Below are 22,569 nucleotides of genomic sequence, written 5' to 3'. Positions count from 1 at the left end.
ACAAGATCTCCCCCTTTCATCTCCGGTTTATTTAAAATGCATGCTCTCGAAGGGCAGCTCGAATTGAGTCTGCTTGAAGGTAATTCCCTGTAGACTGCTCGGAGCAACCACGGTAAGATTACCATTGGTAAGCGGAATAAACACTGCCTCTTCATGGACCTTTGTTAAAATATCCGTATACAGAGATTTTCGTTTCTCCTCATCGGTGGTCACCATGACCTCTTCTATTTGGCTGATAAGCTGCTCCGCGGAGGCAATACCTTTTGTGGCATGATAATAAGCAGTTTCCGAAGTAAATGCAGAGACTGTGCTTTGCGGGTCGTAGGCAAGTCCCCATGTCTGGTTAAACAAGAGATCATAATCGCCTGTTGATCTGCGGTTCGCAATAGAGGAAGAGTCCTCACCAATCAGCTCCAGCTGCATCCCTATGCCTTGAACGGTATTCTGAATCAGTTCCGCTTGTGTCTTCTGGGATAAGGAAGCCGCATCATAATATAGTTTCATGGTTAAGGCTCTGCCATCTTTCATGCGGATCTCTCCGCTTGCATGTGTCCAGCCGGCTTCTTCCAGCAGACGCTCTGCTGCCTGCAAATCATAGGCCCGCGGTTGCAGTCCAATATCAGCATAGTTCACATTGGAAGAAAATAAAGTGTCTGCGGGAGTCTCCTTGCCGCTGAAGATTTGCCGGGCGATGCTTTCCCGGTCAATGGCATGCCAGATGGCTTCGCGGACGGCTTTGTCATGTGCGGGACTGTCTGCCTTGCCGCTGTTGGCCACGATCATTTTCGTGTTCATCGGCTCACTTCTCACTACCTGATAGTCTTCGGATTCAGCCAGCCGGTCCATGGCCTCCGCATCAATACTGTCCGTCCCCCGGTCATCGGTAAAGACAAAGTTCACTTCTCCTTTTTGCAGGGCCAGGAATGTTGTTTCCCCTGTCGGAAGTACCTTTGCTGTGATTTTGTGGATGGCCGGTGCGCCGTTCCAATAATCGTCGTTGGCTTCAAACACCGCATACTGGTCCGTTTTATGCTCTGTTAGCCGGTAAGATCCTGTACCGTTATAACCGCTAACCCCATCCTTGGTTTCCCCGTTCATAAAGTCCTTCGGGGAAAGGAAGACATAAGGTCTCGTCATCGAAAGCTCAAGCAATGCCGGATAATAAGGCTCTGACAAGGTCAGTTCAAAGGTAGATTCGTCGATGACCCTGGTATTCACGATTTTGGTCGACAATTTGATCCAGGTATGCTTGGCGGCATTATGCTGGACTGCGTCAATATTCTGTTTAACAGCTTCCGCATTAAACGGCTCTCCGTCATGGAAGGTAACGCCCTCTCTCAGGTGGAACGTGTAGATCGTCCCGTCCGCCGAGATATCCCATGACTCCGCAAGCAGGGGCTTAATTCCTTCAGGTGTGTTCTCAACCAATGATTCGTATACCTTCCCTTGCGCAGGCATAGAGCCGGGATACAAATGCGGATTCATATCATTGATATCCTTTACCGTGGCGTAAACCAGTTCTTGGTTTGGCTTGGATGCATTCGTCTGTCCGTTCTCTGCTTTTTCGCATCCGGCTAATACAGCCATTGAGGTCAGTGCTGCCATGATAATGGTATATCTTTTTTTCATTTGAACTCCCCCATATTTACTATTCTGATATCTTCAGAAAATGATTGGACATGAAATGCCTCGGATACAGCCTGCCCTTGAAGCGCCTCAGCGGAACTCACTAATTGTTGCTCGTAACGCTCAATGAACTTATCAATGGTTGGACAACTCAGCTTCAGCTTACCGGCGATCCCCTGAATGATTTTGATGCGGTAATAATCTTCCTTGGGCATCCGTGGAATGTCCCATTCTCCCTCCCTGTTTATAAATACAGGCTGGATCGGAACTGCGGAGAAATCATAGTATTTCCCCTCCTGGTCCGGCTCAGAGAAAGGATCGATCAGCAGGGAAGCGTAACGGATATATAAGAGGTATTCCTGATGAATAGGTTCCAGTGACAAGAAGTTGTCAATATCATACTGCGGTAAGCTTTCCGGCCGGACCGGATAATTATCGTCTGTCATGAACTTCAGGAGATTTAAGCTTGGCAGGTTAAGCGCTTCGAAGATCCCCGATAATTCCTTCCAGCACTCCAGCATTTCATGAATTAACCGGTGGGTAATCGGCCCCTCCGGAAATAATTTGTATACATACTTCCTGCCGGGACTCTGACCGAATACTGCACTGAGCGAGAAGTGATTCATGAACAGCGGCGGATGAACAAATAAGGAGATATTCCTGCTCTCCGCCTCCAGCGGGGACCTCATGATACTAAGCGCAATCCCTAAGACATTGTAAAGCTGGTTCAGCGAATCAAGATTGTATGAAGTGCCCCGGGTAGAGCCGATGAACACCTTTCTTTTAACTCCGGTAGTAATGGCGCCGTTGGACGGTACACCGTGAATCCAGCGAGTATCTCCCAGATAAGTGGAGCAGCTGATAACTTCTGCGTTAGACCCCAGCTCTTTTATGTAATTGTGGACCAAGCTGTTAGAGCCCAAAGTAGGAGAAATTAGAATGAGGCATTTCACATGCCGTAGCAGATTTCTGTTCAGACTGCCCAATACATGCAGATAGGCATCGGCTGTTACGGATAAAATTACAGTATCCCAAGCTCCCGTTATCGACTCATAGCCTTGAAATACCTGGTCCGCACAGCATTCGCCTTTCATCAGGCGGTGTGATTCATTCTGTACTGTCGTGAATAACCGGTTCCCGCTCTCACGAAGTGCGGCCATAACCTGTTCTGATCTGTGTGAGTTTCTTCCGGCAATTCCGATCCGGGACTGGAAATGATTCTTGAACAGAACCGCCAGCTGAATGGTGACTGGCCCGGTTCCGAGTAATAACACACGCTTGAAGTCGTCCATATGCAGCCTCCTTTGTTAAGATGCCGGATGAGCCTTGCGATACAGCGCTACGTCGAAAACCTGATCAGGACACTGAATTTGCTCGGCAAGTTTCCATTTCGTCTCATCAACAGCTTTCATAGGGTAATTGAAGAGGGATTTTATCCGGTCCCCGTATCTCATCGCTACAACGACCTGCTGGCCGGTTAACGGATACATAAGATCCAGCAGATTATACTTTTCCGCCACAGTGGAACTGAATATGATATGTGTTGCCTGCTTCAATTCTGGTTCATACTGTATAACAGACCCTGTTAGAAGACGTACAGGTAAATGATGCCCTAGCTTGCTTAGCACTTTATTGCTCAGGATTACCGCTTCTTCGTCAATATCGATTCCGAGGACTTCTGCATTCGTACGCCTGCTTATTAGCATCGGCGTCATCGGAAACGCACCTGCGCCAACCATGACTACCCTGGAGTCTGAGCCGACCTCAAAGCTTCCGAATTCACGCTCAATGCCGGATTCAATATTAGCAAAATATTCGGTTCGTTCTTCACTCCCGTTCAAGAAATGTAGAGCGCGGTACTTTTCCATAATGGATACACACTTTGCCGAAACCTCTCTTAATTCTGCTGTAAGCCGCATCACCTCCCTGGAGTCTAGCGGTCCTACCTTTTCTTCCCAAATTTCCTGATTGCGAGGATTCATGATAAAACAGGTGTATTCGTCAATAATATCCGTGAGTTCCAAACTTCGCCCGGTTGTACCATCAAACTCATCTGCCATCTTCCGGAACTTGGCTGCAAATTCATAGAGTGTAGATAATAGCATCTCCAACCTTCTCCTCTCTCCTCCGGTGATTAAAGATCGATATATGCTGTGCCTTCTGCTACGATGCTGACATTGCCTGAGATGCTTATGCCGGTGAGTTCACTTTTGTCCAGATGCGCAGATACCTTGATGAGTCCACCGGGCTGCAGAATAGCCCCTTCAAAAGGAGTCTTGTTCTTCCAGGCCATATATGCACCAATGGAAGCTGTTCCTGATCCGCACCCTCTTTCCCAGACCATACTGTCCAGCACAGGAATATGAATAAGCGGTAAAAGCTCGCCGGAGCTTGGCTTATACAGCAGGATGCCGATCAGCTGATGGGTCGACGTGATTTCGAGCAACTTCGCTAAGCTTTGGGCCATTTTTTTGACCGGCTTAGTAAACCGCTCCACTTCTAGTACCACATGAAGGAAATCGGAGTACTGAATTAGACCGACCATAAACTGATTACCATCATAATTGAATATCTTGGCTTGAATGCTCCAGGGCGACGGCATCATGACCTTGCAGCAATAACCTTCATCAGTATTGGTCACCATACAATGAATCAATTGATCTGTTCCTGAAGCCTCCAGTTTAACCGATCTGCAGTCACTGGTCCTTGTCTGCTGATGGGCCATCAGTACGGCCAAGGCCATGCAGGCATTTCCGCAAAACTCACCGCCGGCCATACGGAGTGCTGCATCTGCATCAGGCAGTCTGGTTTCCTTAATGAATCCGACTTGTTCGGCATATACGTTATCGTAAGACATCATTTTCAGAGCAATCGGTGCGTATTCGTCTTCCTCATGGCTGCTTCTGACCAGGATGGTCATATTCTGTGTAGGGCTTACTTTAACAAAAGAGATTTCCCGGCGCATATCTCACATCCTTAAAACCGCAGATTCATTGTTCACTAACAAAAACAAAACGAAAATTAAATGTAATGATTACGATTATCATTGTAAATTATACCCATGGACTCTAATATGGTCAATACATTTTTATTCACCTTGTTCTCCATAAGAAAAAACAAAAGAAGCCGCCAAATTAGCGACTTCCAATGGAACCCTGTTCGTGTCCTTCGACCACTGGGTTCAGTATGTCTGGAAGAACTGCTTCGCGCTGTCCTTCTCAGGCAGCGGCAGCCGAAGGGCTACGGGCAGCATCTCCGGATAAGCTTTGTGAGGCTCACGCTGATACCAGTAGGCCACCGAAGAATAATCATTGGACTGGGAGTTTCCGTGTCCATGTTCGATACTGAAGCGAAGGGACTCCCGGAAGATGATCGGATCGACAATATGGAAACGGTATTGCGTAATTTTGCCGGAGTAGTCATTGAACAGGATCGTATTGCTCTCCCTCCATGCGTCCCCGTTGCCGCGGATGGGCGCGTACAGGGATATCCCGTGATACGGGCTGTCGTATTTACCGGACGGGTAACCCCAGGCTGCACAGAAATAATCCTCCGTACCCGTGCCATGGAGACGGGGCGGCCAAGGCTCGCCGTCGATGAAGAACATGTCATCCCCTTCTCCAGGCCAGCTGAAGCCCGGCATCGGATTCAGGTGATCAATGCTGAGATTGCAGCCGACGTAATGCCCCTCTCCCACCGCATCCATAAGCACATAGTTGTCGTCACCCGTCAGATTCTTAAGCTCATATACTTTCTGGTCGGCATAATTGGCCTTATCCTGCGCGTCATGCTCCAGCTTCAACGCTGCAAGATCGACTGTCCCCTGGGTAGGATTCTCCCTCCGCCAGGAAGCATGGAAGTAGAAGCTGTCCTCTGGAATCTCTTTCTCCACATAGTCGACATAGAAGTACAATACCATCTCATCCTCGCATTCATTGATAATCTCAATCCGTGCGCTGCTGCGGAACGGCATCTCAAAAAAACAATTCATCGCTGCCTTGTCCTCAATGACACCCTGTGTTGTAATCATATTGAGCGGCATGGAGACATAGTGGCTGGCAACCCCATGACCTACGCCGAAGAAATCGCCTACCGGCGAATCTACACTAGGCTCTTCTTCTCCATCCCAAAACATACGCACCAGCACTTTGCGGAATGCATATTTATTCTTGGCTGCGATTGTCATCCAGATATGCTGAATGATGCCCGATCCTTCAATCTCTGCGATCGCTGCCGTCTGACCGGCTCCAATCACGATGAAATCCCGGTTGCCCCCGGTCTGATCCCAACTCGATAGTCTGCGGGACTGCCCTTCCTTGCGCTGATATAATGAATTCATCCTATTGTCTCACTCCTTCTGCAGGTTTAGGCTTTGATGCCTGTAAGTGTAATACCTTCGATAAAGTACCTCTGTCCGATAAAAAAGACGATAATCGCCGGAGCCAGCACTACCGTAGCTGCCGCCATCATCAGATGCCACTCCGCAGCGTACATGCCCTTGAATTGCTGCAGGCCAAGCGCCAGTGTATATTTGGACTCATCGTTCAGATAGACCAGCGGCCCCAGAAAGTCATTCCATGAAGCCAGAAAGGTAAACAGTCCTACAACGACCAGGGCGGGCCGTGTCAGAGGAATGATGATGGAGATGAAAATCCGCCCGTGGCTGGCACCGTCCACATAAGCCGCCTCGTCCAGATCGCGGGGAATACTCAGATAGAACTGGCGCAGCAGGAAGATATTGAACGCCCCTCCACCGAACCAGGCCGGTGCAATCAGCGGAATGAACGAATTGGTTAATCCAAGCTTGCTCCAGCCGATGAAGGTCGGAATCAGCGTAACCGCATAGGGCAGCATCATACTGGATAACAGCAGGCCAAAGATAAGGTCGCGTCCTCTCCAGGACATCCGTGCAAAGCTGTACGCGCTTATAGAGCAGGTAACAAGCACACCAATCATCGAAAAAATCACAATAACTGTGGTATTGATAAAATAACGTCCAAAGGGCAGAATGGTCAGCGCTTCGCTAAAATTGCTAAAGCGGAAAGGATTGGGTATCCATATGGGCGGCAGCTCAAAAATTTGCCCCATATCCATCAGGGAGCTGCGGATGAGCCAAATCAGCGGCAGCAGACTGAAGAGGCCTCCGGCCATAAGCACCAAATACACCAATCCCTTTTCAACCCATGCCTTGGTCCTCATCTGGCTTCATCTCCCTCGTAATACACCCATTTTCTTGATGTCTTGAAGACCGTATAGGTCAACAGCATTATGATGATGAACAGCACCCAGGCAATGGCGCTTGCGCTTCCCATCCGCGAGAACTGAAAGGCTTCCCGGTACAGATAGAAGACATAGAACAAGCTGGCATTGTTGGGTCCGCCGTTAGTCATGACATAGGCTTGCGAGAACACCTGGAATCCATTAATGATCCCCATGATCAGGTTGAAAAAGATCGTCGGCGTCATCATGGGGATGGTAATATTCCGCAGCTTGTTCAGCTTGGAGCCCCCGTCTATCTCAATGGCTTCATACAGCGAGCGGGGAATATCCTGCAGTCCGGCCAGGAAAATAATCATTGTCCCTCCCGTTGTCCACAGGTTCATTAGCGCCAGTGAGGGGACCACAGATTTCTCTCCAAAAATCCACTGGCTCCCGGGGAGTCCTATGGCGCGGAGCAGCTCGTTGGCCAGCCCCAAATCGGGATTCAGGAGCCATAGCCAAATGAACGAAATCGCGATGATCGGCACGATGGACGGCAGATAGAAGACGGTCCGGAAGATGGCTTTGCCTTTGATATTCCTGTTCAGCAGAATGGCCAGGAGAAAGGAATAAATAATACCGGTGGGCACGCTAAGTACGACAAAATAGAGGGTAACTCCGAGCGCCTTGTAGAAATACTGGTCTTCCCCGCTGAACATTCTGGTGTAATTATCCAGTCCGATAAAGGAGGGTGAATTGGACCCGGAATAGTCGGTGAAGCTCATATACAGGCTGTAGATCATGGGACCCAGCGTAAATATCACCAGCCCAAGAATGGCCGGCAAGGCAAACAAGATGCCATACAGCTCATTCCTATAGGAATTGCGCTTGGTCTTTGCGCGTTGTACACCCAGTGAAGAGACGGGCTCCATACACATGTATCCTCTCTTCGGGCCTGGCCGGCAGCGGATGTGCCCCAAGAATCCGGCAGATCCGCCTTCCGGCAAGGTCCGTTATTTCAAATAGGTTCCTTGTATAAGCGGCTTAACTTTGGCTTCCACTTCTTTCATCGCTTCGGCGGCCGTTTTGGTGCTGAGCCATACCTGATCCAGGCCCGCGGTTACTGCAGCGTCGATCTCTACGAAGTTACGGACATTATTCTCAGGCGAAGGCTCTGCATGTTCGTAGGTGGAGCGCATAACGGCATCCTGGAAACCGGCCGGACGGCCCGGAAGCTCTTCATTTGCCCAGCTGTCCACCAGCTTCGGATCTTCATACCACTGCTTCAGCTGCGGCATCCAGAGCCCCTGATGAAGCTCCAGTACGTTCTGCGGATCCGTCAGGAATTTGGAGAACTCCCAGGCTTCCTTCGGATGCTTGGAGCTCTTGAAGATAATCAGGGAGCCTCCAAGGAAGAAAGTCTTATAGTCCTTCAGCACCGGCAGTACACCTACGCCCCAATTGATATTGGCTTTGCTCAGATCCAGATGGTTCCAGCTTCCGTCTATGACCATTGCCACCTTTTTGGACTGGAGCGCCGTTGCCGGTGCCGGAATGCTACTGGCTTGGACCGGGGAAGGAGCAACATGATGGACATTGATCAGGTCAGCAATCTTCTGAATCGCTTCGGTCGCTTCAGGCTTGGAGAGCCCGAATTCCTTGCCCCCTATCAAATAGTCCCCGCCGTTAGACAGAACCAGCGGCATGTAGGATAACCAGCTAAGGCTGTATTTCACACCGTATTGCTTGATGTTCTTGGGATCAAATCCCGGATCATCCGGATGCTTGCCGTTCCGGTCAAGGGTGAGCTTCTTGGCTGTTTCCACGAATTCATCCCATTGCCAGGCTTCTTCCGCTTTGGTTGGCGGCAGCTCAACCCCCGCCTCTTTGAACAGATCTGCATTGTACATCAGAGATGGAACTACCGAAGCCTGATAAGGTCCCGCACTTTTATCGGTATCCCAGTTCCACCAGGCGTACTGAAGGTAATCCTCCTTCTTGATGCTGGGGTCATCCTTCATGAGATCGAAGAAATTGTAGATCAGGCCTTCTTCCCCCATCTTCAGCTTCCAGGCGGCCGAGTAGCTGAGATCCGGTGCTTCATTCCCGGCGATCATGGCATTCAGCTTCTGTAAGAAGTCTGTGCCCGGGATATGGATGGAATCTATGGTGACGTTGGGGTTCTTAGCTTCAAAAGCCTTAATAGCGTCTTCTACCGCCTTCTTCTCCTGTGGACTGCCCCAGAACGTGAATTTCAGCTTGACCTTCTCTCCGGTGGCCGTGCCTGCTTCTCCAGTAGCGGGAGTATTGCCTGAACCTGAATTAGCCGTATCTTTTTGGTTCCCGCCATTACCGCAAGCGGTTACAAGTAATGCAATAATCATTAGGAAGAGTAACATTAGCTTGGTTCTGCCAGTGTGCCTGCTCATTTTGTATATCCCCCTTGATTCGGATGTAAGCGCTGCAGCCGCTGATTACAGTGTAAATGGAGCTGTTGCTGTTGCCTATGGTACGATCTTTCGTTTCTTGTACGATTTTACGGTCAATGATACCAAAGAACCCCGCAGGCCATTGGCCGGCGGGAAAGGTTGGAAGGTCAGCCATTATTCACGCAGGCCGGGATACGGTATGACCAGCTTCACGCGGGTCCCGAATTCAGGGACCGATTCAATCTCTATGCCATATTCGCTGCCATACAGCAGCTTGATCCGCTTATCCACATTTTTCAGACCTATATTGGCATTCTCCTCCTTCAGCAGCTGTTCCATACGCTCCGGCTCAATCCCGCTGCCGTTATCTTCTACACAGAACCGGATGGTATTCCCCTGTTGCTGTCCGTAGATGGTGATCAGCCCGCCGCTCTCCATATTGCGGAAGCCGTGAATGATAGCATTCTCCAGCAAGGGCTGAAGGAACAGCTTCGGTACATTCACCTCCAGCAGTTCAGGCTGAATATCGAAATCTACACGAAACCGGTGCTCGAAACGGTTAGCCATAATCACTATATAGTCCTGCAGCCAGGCGAGATCCTCTCTAAGCAGCATTTGGTCCCTCCGGTTGTCCGTAGTATAGTGCAGCATACGGGACAGGCTGATCAGCATATGGCTAACCTGCTCCTTCTCTCCGTGTACAGCCATCCAATTTATAATATTCAGCGTATTATACAGAAAATGGGGATTGAGCTGAATATTCAGCGCGAGGATCTCCGTCTCCCGCTCCCGCAGCTTGACCACATAATTCTCATCAATCAATGATCTGACCCGCTCATTCATGCTGTTGAACTTCATCAATACATGGCCCAGCTCATCTCTGCCCTCCACCTTGATCTGCGCATTGAAATCACCGCCGCCCACCCGCTTGATGGCCAGCAGCAGCTTGCTTACCGGAGAAGAGATACGTGCGGAGATCAGATAAGCGAACAGAAGCGAGAGAGCCAGCAGCGGAGCCCCCAGTGTAATCATAAAGAACAGAATGGTATCCGCAATATCATGGGTCAATGCGCCGGGCGGAATCAGCACTACCGACAGCCAGTTAGTCACCGGGGACACAGCGAAGCAAGCGATCATCCGCTGCCCGCCGGTAGTTACATATGCCGTCCCGCTGCCCTCGCGGCGCACCTCCTTCAGCCAGGCGGCGGATTCCATGGTCCCCAGGCGCGACTTGTCCTGATGGGAGATGATTGTACCGTCCTCACTGGCCACCATGAATACGGAACCTTTAATGGGAATACTGTCCCTAAAGATACCTGCATACACATCTTCCTTGAAATTCATCACCAGCACCGGTTTCTCGGACGCCCCGCCCGCCCGGACAATGACGTCATTCCGTACACAGGAGGGATTGATCTGCCGTACCGCTGAGAACATGTAACGGTAATCAATATCCGTTCCCGCGAGCTCAGGCAGATTATGCATCCGGGTATAATCATAAGTCGGCACCCAGGCGATACGCCCTTTCCCCTCAGCGGCGCGCCGGTACAGCTCGGAGGTGTAGAAGTGATCCGGCGGATAGGTATTCTTGACCTTGCTTCCATACACGAACCCCCGGGTAACCAGTTCAGCGGAATACAGATCGGCCGACTGCGAGAAGTACCTGCCAAGAATCCCCGTCACCTTCTTATTGTTCTCCAGCAGCTGCACCCCCACGGCCGGACTTGGCTCATCAAAAATCTGGTACAGCTCACACTCCACCATCAGCGATAAGCTGTCCTCCTGAATGATCTTCAGCCGTTCGTTGATGATCTGATTGTTCTTCAGCACAATCTCACTGACGTTGTCGCGGGCCAGCTTCAGCATAATGTCCTTGCTTGCATAATAGTAACCAAAGCCCAGGATGGTGAGCGGTAGCGTAATCAGCACGATATAAGATAAGACCAGCTTATTCTTCAGTCTCATAGTCCACCTACAATACATCTTTCTTCCGGAACTCCTCCGGTGCCAGTCCAGTCTCCCTTTTGAACACTCTGGTGAAGTAACCCGCATCACGAAATCCCACGCTTAAGGCAATGGTAGAGATTTTCCGGTCCCCGTCCTGGAGCAACTCTTTGGCTTTGTCCAGCCGCAGGCGCAGCAAATATTCGGTGAAGGTCATGGAGGTGTGCTGTTTAAAAAAACTGCTGAAATAGGCGGAGCTGAAAAAGAAATGCCGGGCGACAGACTCCAGCGACAGATCCTCCATATAGTGCTCCTCCAGAAAGGCCTTACACAGGCCGATGGTCCGCCCGCTTTTGTTATTTTTGCGTTCCCCGATGCTCCCGATGATCCGGTTCAGAACAGAGACCCCGCGCGCCTCCACTTCCTCCAGACTCTCACAGGCCGGAATTTGAAACTCCATCTCTGAAATGAAATTACTCGCTTCATCCTGGCGCAGCAGGGCTTCGTTTCCCTTGACTTCATGAACCAGAGCGTACAGAACAGAGTCCTTCAGATGAGCCGGGGACGGATAATCTCCTTCAAGCAGCCGCTGAATAAGCGTCTTCAAGGCCTCAGCAGCCGCAGCCCTGTCCATCCGCGCCAAGGCATCCGTCATGCCCGTATCCGCAGGAATCATCTTCAAGCTGGGCTTGTCAGGGTTGTAAGCGATTTCATCATAAAGGACAAGCTGCCCCTCTCCCGTATAAAAGGTATATTCGAGCGCTTTCTGCGCCTGCTCAAAGGATGCCGGAGCCCCGCTATAGGGATCAGCCACCCAGTTCCCGGCCCCCAAAGTCAAAGTCAGGCCATATTCCTCCCGGATCTGGCGGATGAATTGCCGGAACTGCTCCAGATCCCGCTTCATCAGCCACTCCAGGGAATGGGCCGGGGTCACCACGGAAGCAATGATCGGGTGCTCTCCTTCCAGGCTGAACGATAGCGAAGGACCAACCGTCTGATAGATTTCCCGCATCCAGTTCTTCACCGTGGCTTTCAGTTCCTCAAAATCCTCAGGCGTATAGGACCCGGCAATCTCTTGCTTTTGAAACCTTGCCAGCATCACGAACCCCCCGTTTGAAGCGGGGAAGAGAGTGCGGATTTCCTGAAGCTCCTTCTCACTTGCAGCCGAGCGCATCCACCGGCTGAGCAGGTGCTGCTCATAGACCGGGGCTGCCGAGTGGAGCCTCTGCTGAAGAACTGCCCCCGTCTGAAGACTCAGCCGTTCCTTCTCCAGTGCGGTGTCGAGCTTGTCAAGGATCTCGGAGAGTTCTCCCAGTGCCAGCGGCTTCAGCAGGTAATCGAAGGCGCCAAGCTTCACCGCCTGTCTTGCATACTCGAAATTTCCGTACACGCTGAGAATTACAATTTTGACCCGTTCTCTGCGGCTCTCCATATGTTCAATCAGAGTCAGTCCATCCATATTGGGCATCCTAATATCTGTGAGGATAATATCAATCCGGTTCTCCTCAATAATCCGCAGAGCCTCCAGTCCATCCTTCACCATGAAAATCCGGTATTCCGGACGGAGCTGCTTAACCATGTCGGATACGCCGCGGCGGTGACGCGGTTCATCATCGGCGACAAGCACGTTATACATTGCCCTCTCTCCTCTCGCAGAATAGCCTGTTTAGAAAAAGGCTGCCGAAAACTTCTCGACAGCCCGTACCTTCTCTATCCTTCACGCATTCTTCCATGTCTTGCTCAGCTGGTGTGCCTTGCCATCAGTTCAATGGGGAACATTCTGTCGACAGGCTCGGCAGGCTCCCCTTTGGATTCAACGGATTGAATCATAAGCTCTGAGGCATTCATGGCCAGCTCGTTAATCGGATGCCGGATGGTGGAGAGACTTAGCAGTTCCGATACGGTCGGCATGTCATCCACACCAAGTACCGCGAGATCCTCCGGCACGGATAATTTCAGATCCTTGCAAGCCTTTAGCACACCAATGGCTGAAATGTCGTTCAGGCAGAATAACGCCTGCGGCAGCTGTCCATTCCCGGCCAGCTGCGCGACGGTCTCGTAGCCGAAGCTCTCCGTCATATCTCCCGTAATGACCGTTGTAAGATTTCCCTTCTCCTGCAAAGACTGGGAGGCACCGTTCAACCGGTCGTCAAATCCGGGGACCTGTCCGTGCGGATAGGTCAGAATAATGATTTTGTGATGCCCCCGCGACATTAAATGGTCTACACCCGTCTGGCCGCACTGATAGTCGTTCACCCGTACGATATGAGCACCATATGGTAAATTATGCCGCCCGATGGTGATGACCGGAACATTGAGATCCATGAGCCTCGGCATGAACTTCTCTGTCTCCAGGGTCGCCTTTACAATAATCCCATCTACCATCTGGATATTCATGAAGATTTCATCGAAGTCCAGGAGAATCAGCTTGTACCCCATGGTCTTCAGATGCTGCTTCAGCACCTTGGCGAAGTGCAGGAAATACAAATCTTCGAAATAACCGTCATAAGTGCTGTTTGACAGAACGAGTCCGATGGTATGCATTTTGCCGGTAATCAGGCTTTTGGCTACAGGGTTCACCTGGTACCCTAGTCTGGTGATCGAGTCGCTTATTTTCTCCCGGGTCTCGGAGCCCATCCGGTGAAAGTTACCATTCATGAAATGGGAGACCGTTGCCGGCGATACACCTGCATCTTTGGCGACTTGTACTAGTGTAACTCTTTGTTTTGCCATTTGCTGCACCTCTGCGGATTTACTTGCACAACTATACGTCCACGCTTAACGCGGACGTCTTTCCATTACGTCCGGAAATTCCGGGAACGCCTGATGCGGCTCTGTCTGATACCAGTAGCTGATCGAGCTGATATCGTCACTGCGTTCAAATAAGGCTTGGCCGTCATGCCCTATTTGCTGCACAGTCACCTTCAGTTCCTCTTCGAACAGAATCGGATCGAGGATATGCCAGCGGTAGAAGCCCCGCATCGGGCAAGCCGCCCCGTCATAAATATGGGAGCGGGTGTCATCCTTCGTCGCAAAATAAGGGAAACCCATGAACGGGGTGGAGTAGGTCTGCTCCTGTACCGGGTTACCGTTATCATATTTCACAAATCCCCAGGCGCCTCCGAAATAATCCTCTGCTCCGGTGCCGCAGATTGTCGGCCAATCCCGGTCACCATCGATATAGAATTTCACTTCTCCTTCACCATACCAATAACGGGATAGGGAAGTCCAGGACATATATGTGCCGATGAATTTGCCTCTCCCTTTAATTCCATCAATTAAAGTGTAATCCTGCCTCAGCACAGTGGGATTCTCTCTGCGGTACTGGGCGTGAAAATACTCCGTATCCTCATCCAGCTCATCAACCAGCCTGTAGTCGAATTGATAGAAGAATGCCTCAATGTCCTGCGGATGCTCATTCGTAATGGTTATTCTGGCCGCTTGGCGGAACGGCATGGCGAAGTAGCTGTTCATGCCGCCGACCGGATTCACCACTACCGGCAGTGAATTGACAATGGCCCGTGCACCGAAGCCGTTGCAGAAGAAATCCCCTAGCGGAACTTCAACGGAAGGCTGTTCTTCATGATCCCAATACATGCGGAGTACCAGATCGCGCAGGACAAACCAGCCGGATTCGGTCTTATCCGTTACGGTCATCCAAATATGCTGAATGATCCCCGGACCTTCAATATCAACAAGCGTTGCGGTTTCTCCCTGAGCGAGTGAGATGAACGCCTTGCCTTTGCGGGCAATGCCCAGAGGCCCTTCCGCCTGGCCCCCTTGTCCCTTAAGGCCCTGCGGATTCTCTGCCGTAATCGCTCTGCTCTTGCCCTTCATTCTGCCAAACAGCTGGTCCATGGATTGCATCGTTTATCGTCTCCTTATCCTTTATCCTTTGACTGCGCCGTCTGACGCCCCGGCCATCACATATTTGTTCAGGAACAAGTACGTAATAATAATGGGAATAATGCTGATACTGATTGCCGCAAAAGTCTGGCCCCAATCCGTTGCCCCAAAAGCTCCGATGAATTCCTGCAGCCCGACCGCAATCGTCTTGTATGCCTTGTCATTCGTGAACGTGTTGGAGAATACGAAATCATTCCAGATGAAAATAAAGTTAATAGATGCTACTGTAATGGTTGTATTGACCGTAAGCGGTGAAATAATGCGGATAAACACCTGATAGATGTTACAGCCGTCGATCACTGCAGCCTCGATAAGCTCATTGGGAACATACCTGTAGAAGCTGGTAAAGATCAGAATGGACAGAGGCAGAGCGAAACCGACCTGCGGCAGGATCAGTGCCGGATACGAATTCAGCAGCCCGTAATCCTTGTACATAATAAACAGAGGAATCAGTGTAACCTGAATCGGAATCATGATGCCGACTGTAAAGAACAGCAGCAGCTTCGAATTCAGCCGGTTAATCATTTTGACAAGGGCAAATCCTGCCGTCGCGCTGAGTACAATGATTAGAGCCAGACAGGTAAAGGTTACAATGGCGGTATTCTTGATATACAGGAGCAGACTGCTCTCCCGGAATACACTGGCATAGTTCTCAAACGACCAGGACGAAGGCATGGCAAACGGCCGTGTCGTCAGCTCGATGCTCGACTTGAAGCTGGACAGCATCAGCCACACTACAGGGTAGATCTGAATCACGAGAATCACAATCACCAGAAGATAGAGCAGTGAAGAGGAGAGCTTTTTTCTCGAAAACATATCAGGCATCTCCTTTCTTCGCATTAAAGATAGCCCGGATGATCATTACCGCTAGCAGACTCTCGATAACGATGAACACGGCAATGGAGCTTCCATACCCATACTGGATAGTGGAGAACGCCTGCTTGTACATATAGGTGGTGACAAGCTCTGTAGCAGATCCGGGCACCCCAATGATGTAAGGAATATCGAAGCCGCGCAGCGCCCCGGTTGTACACATAATCAAAGCCAGGCTCAGCACATGCATGATACTCGGAAGCTTAATATAACGAATCAGTTGCCAGCCGGTTACACCGTCAATTCTGGCTGCTTCTTCGATTTCTTTGGGGATCGCAATCAGAGCGGCATAAAAGATCACCATATACATCCCGATAAACCGCCATCCCTCGGGAATGGACACTGCGATTAACGCCGTATGGGGATTGGAGAGCCAGGCCGATTGCAGATGCCCCATTCCCGCCCAGTCCAGGAACATATTCATGAGACCCAGAGGCTGAAGCGAGTAGAAATTACGGAACATCTGCGCAATAGCTACAGTTACAACAACCGCCGGCAAATAATACAGGGTTCTGAAGATCCCTGCACCTTTGGTGACATAGGACAGGAGCAGGGCAAAGAACAAGCCGATGAACACCTGCATGAATACCACAATCACTACGTACACCAGATTGTTCTGCACTGAATTCCAGAAGTAAGAATCACTAAACATCGCAATATAATTATCAAAGCCGGTATAGCGCGGCTCCTGAATGCCATTCCATTGCTGAAAGCTGTATTTCAGTGACTGGATAATGGGAACAAAGACCGTACCCAGATAAAATATTAATGCTGGCAAAATGAAGACCAGCCACGCTTTTTTGTCCTTAAGTACATTCATTTAGGGTCACCCCGTTTGTGGAATTCCATCATTATTGACAAAAGGCTCCACCCGGCCCTGCAAGCCCGGGCGGAGACAGGTCAAGGTTACTTATTTGCTGCCTGTATTCTTGGCAATGGCTTCATCAATCTGTTTGGCAAAGTCCTCAGGAGTCATAAAGCCCATAGTCATTTTGGTAATCAGATCACTCATCACCGAGTTGGTATTCGGATCAAGCAGAGTATCCCAAGGCTTGGCGAACTCTGAGCCATAGTTGTCCATATCCTTTTTGATCCGCAGGAACAATTCCGAGAATTTGGACTCGTCGTCAATCGTGAATTTCAGCGGTGACATTTGTTGTTTGGCCACGTAGACATCGCTATAATTTTTCAGGACATAGCTCAGGAATTCCTTCGGCAGCCCATCGAATGTTTTGGCAGAAGCTCCTAGTCCGATACCGCTGTTGCCGAAGAATTCATTCTCCGGTGTAACCGCATTGCTGGTGGTAGGCAGATAGAAGTAATCGACATTGCCTTTAAGTCCTTCCGGCAGGCTTTCTTCCACGAAGGATGGGATTTCCCAAGTGCCCATGTTGTACATGGCAGCTTCTCCGTTCAGGAACATGTTTTTGGCTGTCGTATAATCCGTGGTTGCGAATCCCTCCTGAAAGTATTTACCGATTTGAGCAGCGAAGGTAGCCGCCTGCATGCCTGCCTCATCGGACATTTTGGCTTTGCCCTGGCTCAAATCACGGATGAACTGATTGCCTGTGGTGCGGAAAGGATACATGGCTGCATAACGCAATACCGGCCATACATCAACGCCGTCCACTGCGATTGGCGTAATTCCCTTGTCTTTGAGCGCTTGGCTGACTGTAAGCAGGTCGTCAAGGGTTTTGGGTACCGTAAGGTTGTTGTCTGCAAATATTTTTTTGTTATACCAGGTCATTTCCATGTGATATTCCATCGGCAGAAGATACAGGCTTCCATCCGGCAGCTCCTGATATTTCAGCGCGGGTTCATAGAATTTATCGTACAGCCCCTCGTCCTTCAGGAATTTCCCCATATCCACCAGTAAGTCTGCATTTACAAGCTCCTGGGCAAAAGGGTCGGCATCGCTGTCAATGAAATCAGGCATCTGTCCTGAAGCAACCAGCGTTCTGAGCTTGGTCAGATAAGAGGGTCTGTCCGCCGTCACCTGAAGGTCCAGCTTAAAGCCCGGGTGGTCTGCGGCGAACCGGTCGGCAAGCTCACGGATTGTCTGGACAATCGCTCCATTCTCCGGTCTGGCGGAGAGCCAAGTTACCGTCTGCTCCTTAGGTGCGTCTGTTGAACCAGCGGTGTTTGTGTTTTTGTTGTCCGCAGAGCTGCCGCAGCCCGCCAGAGCTGTTGCTGCCAACGATAATATGGCAAGTCCGGCGAACATTTTAGAAGTTGTTTTTGTCATTGTAATAACCCCTCCAATAGATTAATCGGTATAAGTTCTATGAAGCTCATCCTTGCCAGTTAACGGTCAGTGGCCGTCTTCATGCGGATGTCCTCCACATTCACAGCACCCTCATTGGCAAAAAAACCAAAATGTCCGTCTTTGAAATTATAAATTCGTGTGGTCATGGCGACTTCATCGTTGACATACAGACAGAGGATATCTTCTTCCAGAATCAGCTGAATACGAATTCGGCTATAAGCAGCAAAATTAAGTGGACGCTCCAGCTCAATCATCTGCGGTTTGTCCCCGGCAATTTGCCATTGGAAAAATCCCGGTTCCCTTCTCGGCCACATATCAAAGGTGATCCGGTTGTGAAAAGGATCAAACTTGATGAAATAACCATTGTCCAGCGTCTGGTCCGTGCGAACCGCGATCCCAAAGTCCTTAACATGCTGCCAATCCGTAAAGGAAGCCTCAAGCATGACCTGAGAAGGCAAGGGGTTAAGTACGCTATACGCCAGCCCATCCGGCGAAGACAGCTGCAGCCTGTCCCCCTGCTTCAGGCAATTGTCCGCCTCTTGGAGAATAATCGGTTCGTTCCTATTAAAATGTCCATAGATGGAAGAAGGCATTCTCACCAGCAGCTCTCCCCGTTCGTTCTGGTACACTTCATGGACAATCAGCGTGCCTGCCCACTCCCAATCTCCATAATCATTGCTGCCCTTCTTCGAGGGGACCCAGCCGAAGGCGTACCGCTTCTCGCCGTCTGAGGCTGTCTTGGCTGCGTAGAATCCTCTGCCGTCAAAGGTGTCCAATACCGGTGAGGTATATAAGCCGTCAATCGTTTTGCTCTTTTTATAATGGGTGACAAACTTCTCACTGAACGTGGAGTAGACGAGGTAATGCCATTCTCCCATCTGGAAATAATCGGGACATTCCATCGTAATGTATTTGTCCGGGCTGTAGAAGGGCTCACGGAATTCCCAACTCAGCAGGTCGTCCGATGTCAGAAGTGCGATGCACCCGCCTCTTTTCTCAGAGGAGTTCATTTCCCTGGTAGTGACCAGCATCCAGTACTCCTGCTTCTCTTGGTTGAAGAATACAAAAGGGTCCCGCCAATCAAATGCCTCATAGATCACTTCATCCCCGTAAAGCTGGAATTCACGATCCTTCGTCCAATGAATACCGTCGGTGCCAGTGGCACGCAGTACAACTTGTAAGGGCTTACCATCCTTGCAAAACGCAGAGTTGGGATTATGTCCCGTGTAGAATAGATGATACAGGCCTTCCTTGTCCCGGATCACAGATCCGGTATATGCGTTCCGGTCTGACTCGGTCTCACTGCCATTCGGCAGAACCTCTCCGTAATCCTCAAAATCAAGCCCGTTTCCAGTGGCCACCAAATTCCATGAGGTATGGTTGCCATACTCCCCTCCCACTCTCTCATCGTGAAGATAATACAGCTTGTACTCCCCTTGATCATAAAACGGAATTACGTCTCCTACCCAGCCATTCGCAGGTCTGTAGAATACTTTTTTCATTGTCATCATCTCCATTAGTAAAACGTTTTACAAACATATATTATCATATTATTTTTTGTTGTCAACGTTTACATTAGCTATTATGTTAAGATTATTAGAATGTATTACGTTTGATACAACGCAATTAAGTAAAACGTTTACTAAGATATGTTTACCTGGGGAGTTCATTGGGGCAAATAAAAAGAAAAACGCTGCCAGCCTATTGCCAGCAACGTTTCTCTTTTTGGTTATAGTTTATTTTTTCAATACAATTTCAAATCTGGAGCCAGCCTCACCTGCAAATACAATGCGGCCGTTTTCTGGTAGGACAACCTCATTCTTACCACTGACCACGCTGTGGTTCATGCAGATCCCCGTCTGGTCATATACGGCAAAGCCCCCCTTTGCAGGAATCTTTACGGTCATGACTTTCCCTTTCACAGTAGCTGGTACCGAAAACCATTTGGCATATCCATCTGCCTGAATGGTTGTTACGGATTGTTTACCCGAATAGATGGGCTTCACCAGCTCCTCACTGGCGTATACATAACCTGAAGCTTTAAGATACTCTCCTCCATCCTTTTTAGAGAAATGAATATCCATCGTATCGCGTCCGGCTGTGCCGGGAATTTGCAACAAATTGGCTGCTTCGTTTGCTCCAAGAATCTTATTGTTGATCATATACCCGGGATTCTCTTCATTCAACTGAATAGGCAGGATGGATGTGCCACTGAGATAGACCATGGATGTGGACTTTTCATTCAGCAGGTAATATTTTGTACCATCGCGCTTGTTCCATACGGCGTCAATCTCCTTGGATAATTCATTAGCCTCTAGCTTCTCTGCTTTATATTCTGAGAAAGCCAGCTGTCCGAGTTCTGGTATGGATATATAAGACCGGGACCAGAGGTAGGTATGCCCATTTTTCTCGACTACGAATTTCAATTTCCCTGCACCATCTTTGTTAACAAAAGTACCATCTGCTGTATAGGTATATTCTTGAGCCGGATTACTAGGAGCTGTAGGTGTGGATACGGTCATTTGCCCAGCCGGACTTATTTTGATCTTCATCACCGAATTATTACCGCCATACATCCCTTCATACTTGGACAATTCTTGGGGCATGTCTGCCTTCACGGGTACGCCAAATGATTGTTCCGGCTTCCGTTCTGGAATAAGATTCTTTTCCTCAAGTGCGCTGAGCAATAATTCATTCGCAATGAATTGATTGGTTAAGCTTGTCCCGCCTGAAGAGGTAACTGCTGCAGCCATGTTGTGTTCCGGAAGCACCACGAATGAAGACTGATAAGATAACGTATCTCCCCCCTTCATCACTGCCTTAATGCCGTACTCGTTGAATGGGAACATGTTCACCGTATCCCACCCTAACCCGTAAGACATGAACGTATCGCTGTCCTCTGACCACATGCCTCTTTTATATTCTTCCTGCTCCATGGCTTCTACAGATGTACTGGATAGAATGCCGTTGACCTCTCCCGTGAAGATTCTTGAGAATTTGACCAAATCTTCAGCGGTGGAATACAGACCTCCAGTACCGATAATATTATAATTCTCTTTTGGGAGTTGTCCCTCATAAAAAGGGGAATAGATTCCCGCCATCTCTGCAGGATCAAGTACATCCTGTGGCGTTGTAGTATGCTTCATATCCAGCGGCCCTGTGAAATATTTGTGTATAAATGCGGTATAACCGATACCGCTAACTCTTTCGACCAGAATCTCGGCTAACGTAAACCCATCGTTGCTGTAAACGGAGTATGCACCGGGATCTGCCTTCAGGCGTTGATTCGCTAATTGCTCCACAAACGTATCATGTAAATACGTGTCGTTATCTCCGTACAAGGCGGCATTATTGCTTGAGGTGCCCAGAAGACCGGAGGAATGGTTCAGCAGCATCCGGGGGGTAATCTGTTTGTAGCGGTTATCTCTCATCGTGAAGTCAGGGATATAGTTCACAACAGGCAGATCCAGATCGACCTTACCCTCGTCCACCAGCTTCATGACAGCGGCAGTAAGCATTATTTTACTGGTTGAACCAATGCCATAGACCGTGTTCGAAGTAAGAGGTACCTTGCCGTTCATATCATTTTTGCCCGTTTGACCGGACACCACAATCTTCCCATTATCCATGAGCGCATACTGCAGACTTGTCGTACCGTACGTCTCAGTCAGTAATTTGGCTTTGTCCATCATGGTGTTCTTCGTTGCTTCATACGTAAGATTGCTGTTGTTATTCACGGCAGCCGGGGCGGCCATTGCAGACATTGGAGCAAGCACCGTCAGCATGACTGTCACGGCGGCTATAGTACTTCTGTGTCTTGTTGTCCTCGTATTCATCTTCATTGTTGTTACCTCCCTTGGTTTCACTCACACATCTACTCCTGTCTTCATCATTAGATTGGAGCACCTTGTTGGGGCGCTACAGACAGTATAGACAACCAAGATGTCCCCTTAATGACTACAACATGAACGGAGGATGAACAGGCCCGAAAGAATGAGCTCAACTATACAAAAAACCCTCAGGACGGAGTGATTGCGCTCCTGAGGGTCAGTCCACAGCCGGTCTGCAGCCTACTTCACGTAAAAGGTAGCATCCTGCTGATCTACCGAGGTCGATACCGTAGATATCTCCAGCAGGCCATCCCGGTGTCTCATATAAGCGCCCGGAATATTGTAGGACTCAAAGGAAGCTGCCCATGAACCGGTCAGTCCGGTGCGGAGGTGCCAGGTGGCATCATTCTTGAACAAGTTCCCTGCTCCTTAATTATTGGGGGAAACGCTGCCCGGAACAATTATGAAAACGCTTTATTTAATGATCAAAAAAATC

18 protein-coding genes are annotated in these 22,569 nt (G+C 49.6%); all 18 read right to left on the bottom strand.

Annotated features, from left to right (window positions below; genetic code table 11):
• Nucleotides 1-27: 27 nt before the first annotated feature.
• The 18 genes from cntA to KDC22_RS17015 all read right to left on the bottom strand — a co-directional run bounded on the left by cntA (nt 28) and on the right by KDC22_RS17015 (nt 22,490).
• The gene (gene cntA, locus KDC22_RS17100; RefSeq protein WP_211719767.1) at nt 28-1,629 is read right to left on the bottom strand and encodes a staphylopine-dependent metal ABC transporter substrate-binding lipoprotein; all 1,602 of its coding nucleotides are present in this window, start codon (nt 1,627-1,629) and stop codon (nt 28-30) included.
• Nucleotides 1,626-2,918 carry an opine metallophore biosynthesis dehydrogenase gene (locus KDC22_RS17095; RefSeq protein ID WP_211719766.1) on the bottom strand — a complete coding sequence of 431 codons (1,293 nt, stop codon included), beginning with the start codon at nt 2,916-2,918 and terminating at the stop codon, nt 1,626-1,628. Before KDC22_RS17095 ends, cntA begins: the two co-directional genes overlap by 4 nt.
• A 15-nt stretch (nt 2,919-2,933) precedes the next feature.
• A complete protein-coding gene (locus KDC22_RS17090) occupies nt 2,934-3,731 on the bottom strand; it encodes an SAM-dependent methyltransferase (RefSeq protein WP_211724084.1) in 798 nt (265 codons plus the stop codon).
• Nucleotides 3,732-3,760: 29 nt separating this feature from the next.
• Entirely contained in the window at nt 3,761-4,591 is an 831-nt protein-coding gene (locus KDC22_RS17085; protein WP_211719765.1) for a histidine racemase CntK family protein, read from the bottom strand.
• A gap of 216 nt (nt 4,592-4,807) precedes the next feature.
• Nucleotides 4,808-5,965, bottom strand: coding sequence for a glycoside hydrolase family 172 protein (locus tag KDC22_RS17080; RefSeq protein ID WP_211719764.1), 1,158 nt, complete (start codon nt 5,963-5,965; stop codon nt 4,808-4,810).
• 26 nt (nt 5,966-5,991) lie between these two features.
• Nucleotides 5,992-6,825: a carbohydrate ABC transporter permease gene (locus KDC22_RS17075; RefSeq protein ID WP_173137264.1), complete on the bottom strand. Its 834-nt coding sequence runs from the start codon at nt 6,823-6,825 to the stop codon at nt 5,992-5,994.
• A complete protein-coding gene (locus tag KDC22_RS17070) occupies nt 6,822-7,757 on the bottom strand; it encodes a carbohydrate ABC transporter permease (RefSeq protein WP_209992996.1) in 936 nt (311 codons plus the stop codon). Before KDC22_RS17070 ends, KDC22_RS17075 begins: the two co-directional genes overlap by 4 nt.
• An 81-nt stretch (nt 7,758-7,838) precedes the next feature.
• Nucleotides 7,839-9,209 carry an ABC transporter substrate-binding protein gene (locus tag KDC22_RS17065; RefSeq protein WP_246552694.1) on the bottom strand — a complete coding sequence of 457 codons (1,371 nt, stop codon included), beginning with the start codon at nt 9,207-9,209 and terminating at the stop codon, nt 7,839-7,841.
• 219 nt (nt 9,210-9,428) lie between these two features.
• Nucleotides 9,429-11,219, bottom strand: coding sequence for a cache domain-containing sensor histidine kinase (locus tag KDC22_RS17060; RefSeq protein ID WP_211719762.1), 1,791 nt, complete (start codon nt 11,217-11,219; stop codon nt 9,429-9,431).
• A 7-nt stretch (nt 11,220-11,226) separates the two neighbouring features.
• The gene (locus tag KDC22_RS17055; RefSeq protein WP_211719761.1) at nt 11,227-12,834 is read right to left on the bottom strand and encodes a response regulator transcription factor; all 1,608 of its coding nucleotides are present in this window, start codon (nt 12,832-12,834) and stop codon (nt 11,227-11,229) included.
• A gap of 104 nt (nt 12,835-12,938) precedes the next feature.
• Complete coding sequence (locus KDC22_RS17050; RefSeq protein WP_209993002.1) at nt 12,939-13,931, bottom strand: LacI family DNA-binding transcriptional regulator; 993 nt, start codon at nt 13,929-13,931, stop codon at nt 12,939-12,941.
• Between the two features lie 45 nt (nt 13,932-13,976).
• Complete coding sequence (locus tag KDC22_RS17045; RefSeq protein ID WP_211719760.1) at nt 13,977-15,065, bottom strand: glycoside hydrolase family 172 protein; 1,089 nt, start codon at nt 15,063-15,065, stop codon at nt 13,977-13,979.
• 21 nt (nt 15,066-15,086) lie between these two features.
• On the bottom strand, nt 15,087-15,920 hold the full coding sequence (locus tag KDC22_RS17040) for a carbohydrate ABC transporter permease (RefSeq protein ID WP_211719759.1): 834 nt from the start codon (nt 15,918-15,920) through the stop codon (nt 15,087-15,089).
• Between the two features lies 1 nt (nt 15,921).
• Nucleotides 15,922-16,797 carry a carbohydrate ABC transporter permease gene (locus KDC22_RS17035; protein ID WP_211719758.1) on the bottom strand — a complete coding sequence of 292 codons (876 nt, stop codon included), beginning with the start codon at nt 16,795-16,797 and terminating at the stop codon, nt 15,922-15,924.
• 90 nt (nt 16,798-16,887) lie between these two features.
• Nucleotides 16,888-18,222 (bottom strand): ABC transporter substrate-binding protein, encoded by a 1,335-nt coding sequence (locus tag KDC22_RS17030; protein ID WP_173137282.1) that lies wholly within the window; start codon nt 18,220-18,222, stop codon nt 16,888-16,890.
• A 59-nt stretch (nt 18,223-18,281) separates the two neighbouring features.
• The gene (locus KDC22_RS17025; protein ID WP_211719757.1) at nt 18,282-19,745 is read right to left on the bottom strand and encodes a glycoside hydrolase family 32 protein; all 1,464 of its coding nucleotides are present in this window, start codon (nt 19,743-19,745) and stop codon (nt 18,282-18,284) included.
• A 234-nt stretch (nt 19,746-19,979) separates the two neighbouring features.
• The gene (locus tag KDC22_RS17020; RefSeq protein ID WP_425517063.1) at nt 19,980-22,079 is read right to left on the bottom strand and encodes a serine hydrolase domain-containing protein; all 2,100 of its coding nucleotides are present in this window, start codon (nt 22,077-22,079) and stop codon (nt 19,980-19,982) included.
• Nucleotides 22,080-22,313: 234 nt separating this feature from the next.
• Nucleotides 22,314-22,490 carry an AbfB domain-containing protein gene (locus tag KDC22_RS17015; protein WP_211719755.1) on the bottom strand — a complete coding sequence of 59 codons (177 nt, stop codon included), beginning with the start codon at nt 22,488-22,490 and terminating at the stop codon, nt 22,314-22,316.
• Between the last annotated feature and the right edge of the window lie 79 nt (nt 22,491-22,569).

Source organism: Paenibacillus tritici (assembly GCF_018207515.1).
Lineage (GTDB): Bacteria > Bacillota > Bacilli > Paenibacillales > Paenibacillaceae > Paenibacillus_AQ > Paenibacillus_AQ tritici.
Note: the sequence above shows the minus strand (reverse complement) of the source record. Positions and strands in the feature narration are given on the sequence as shown.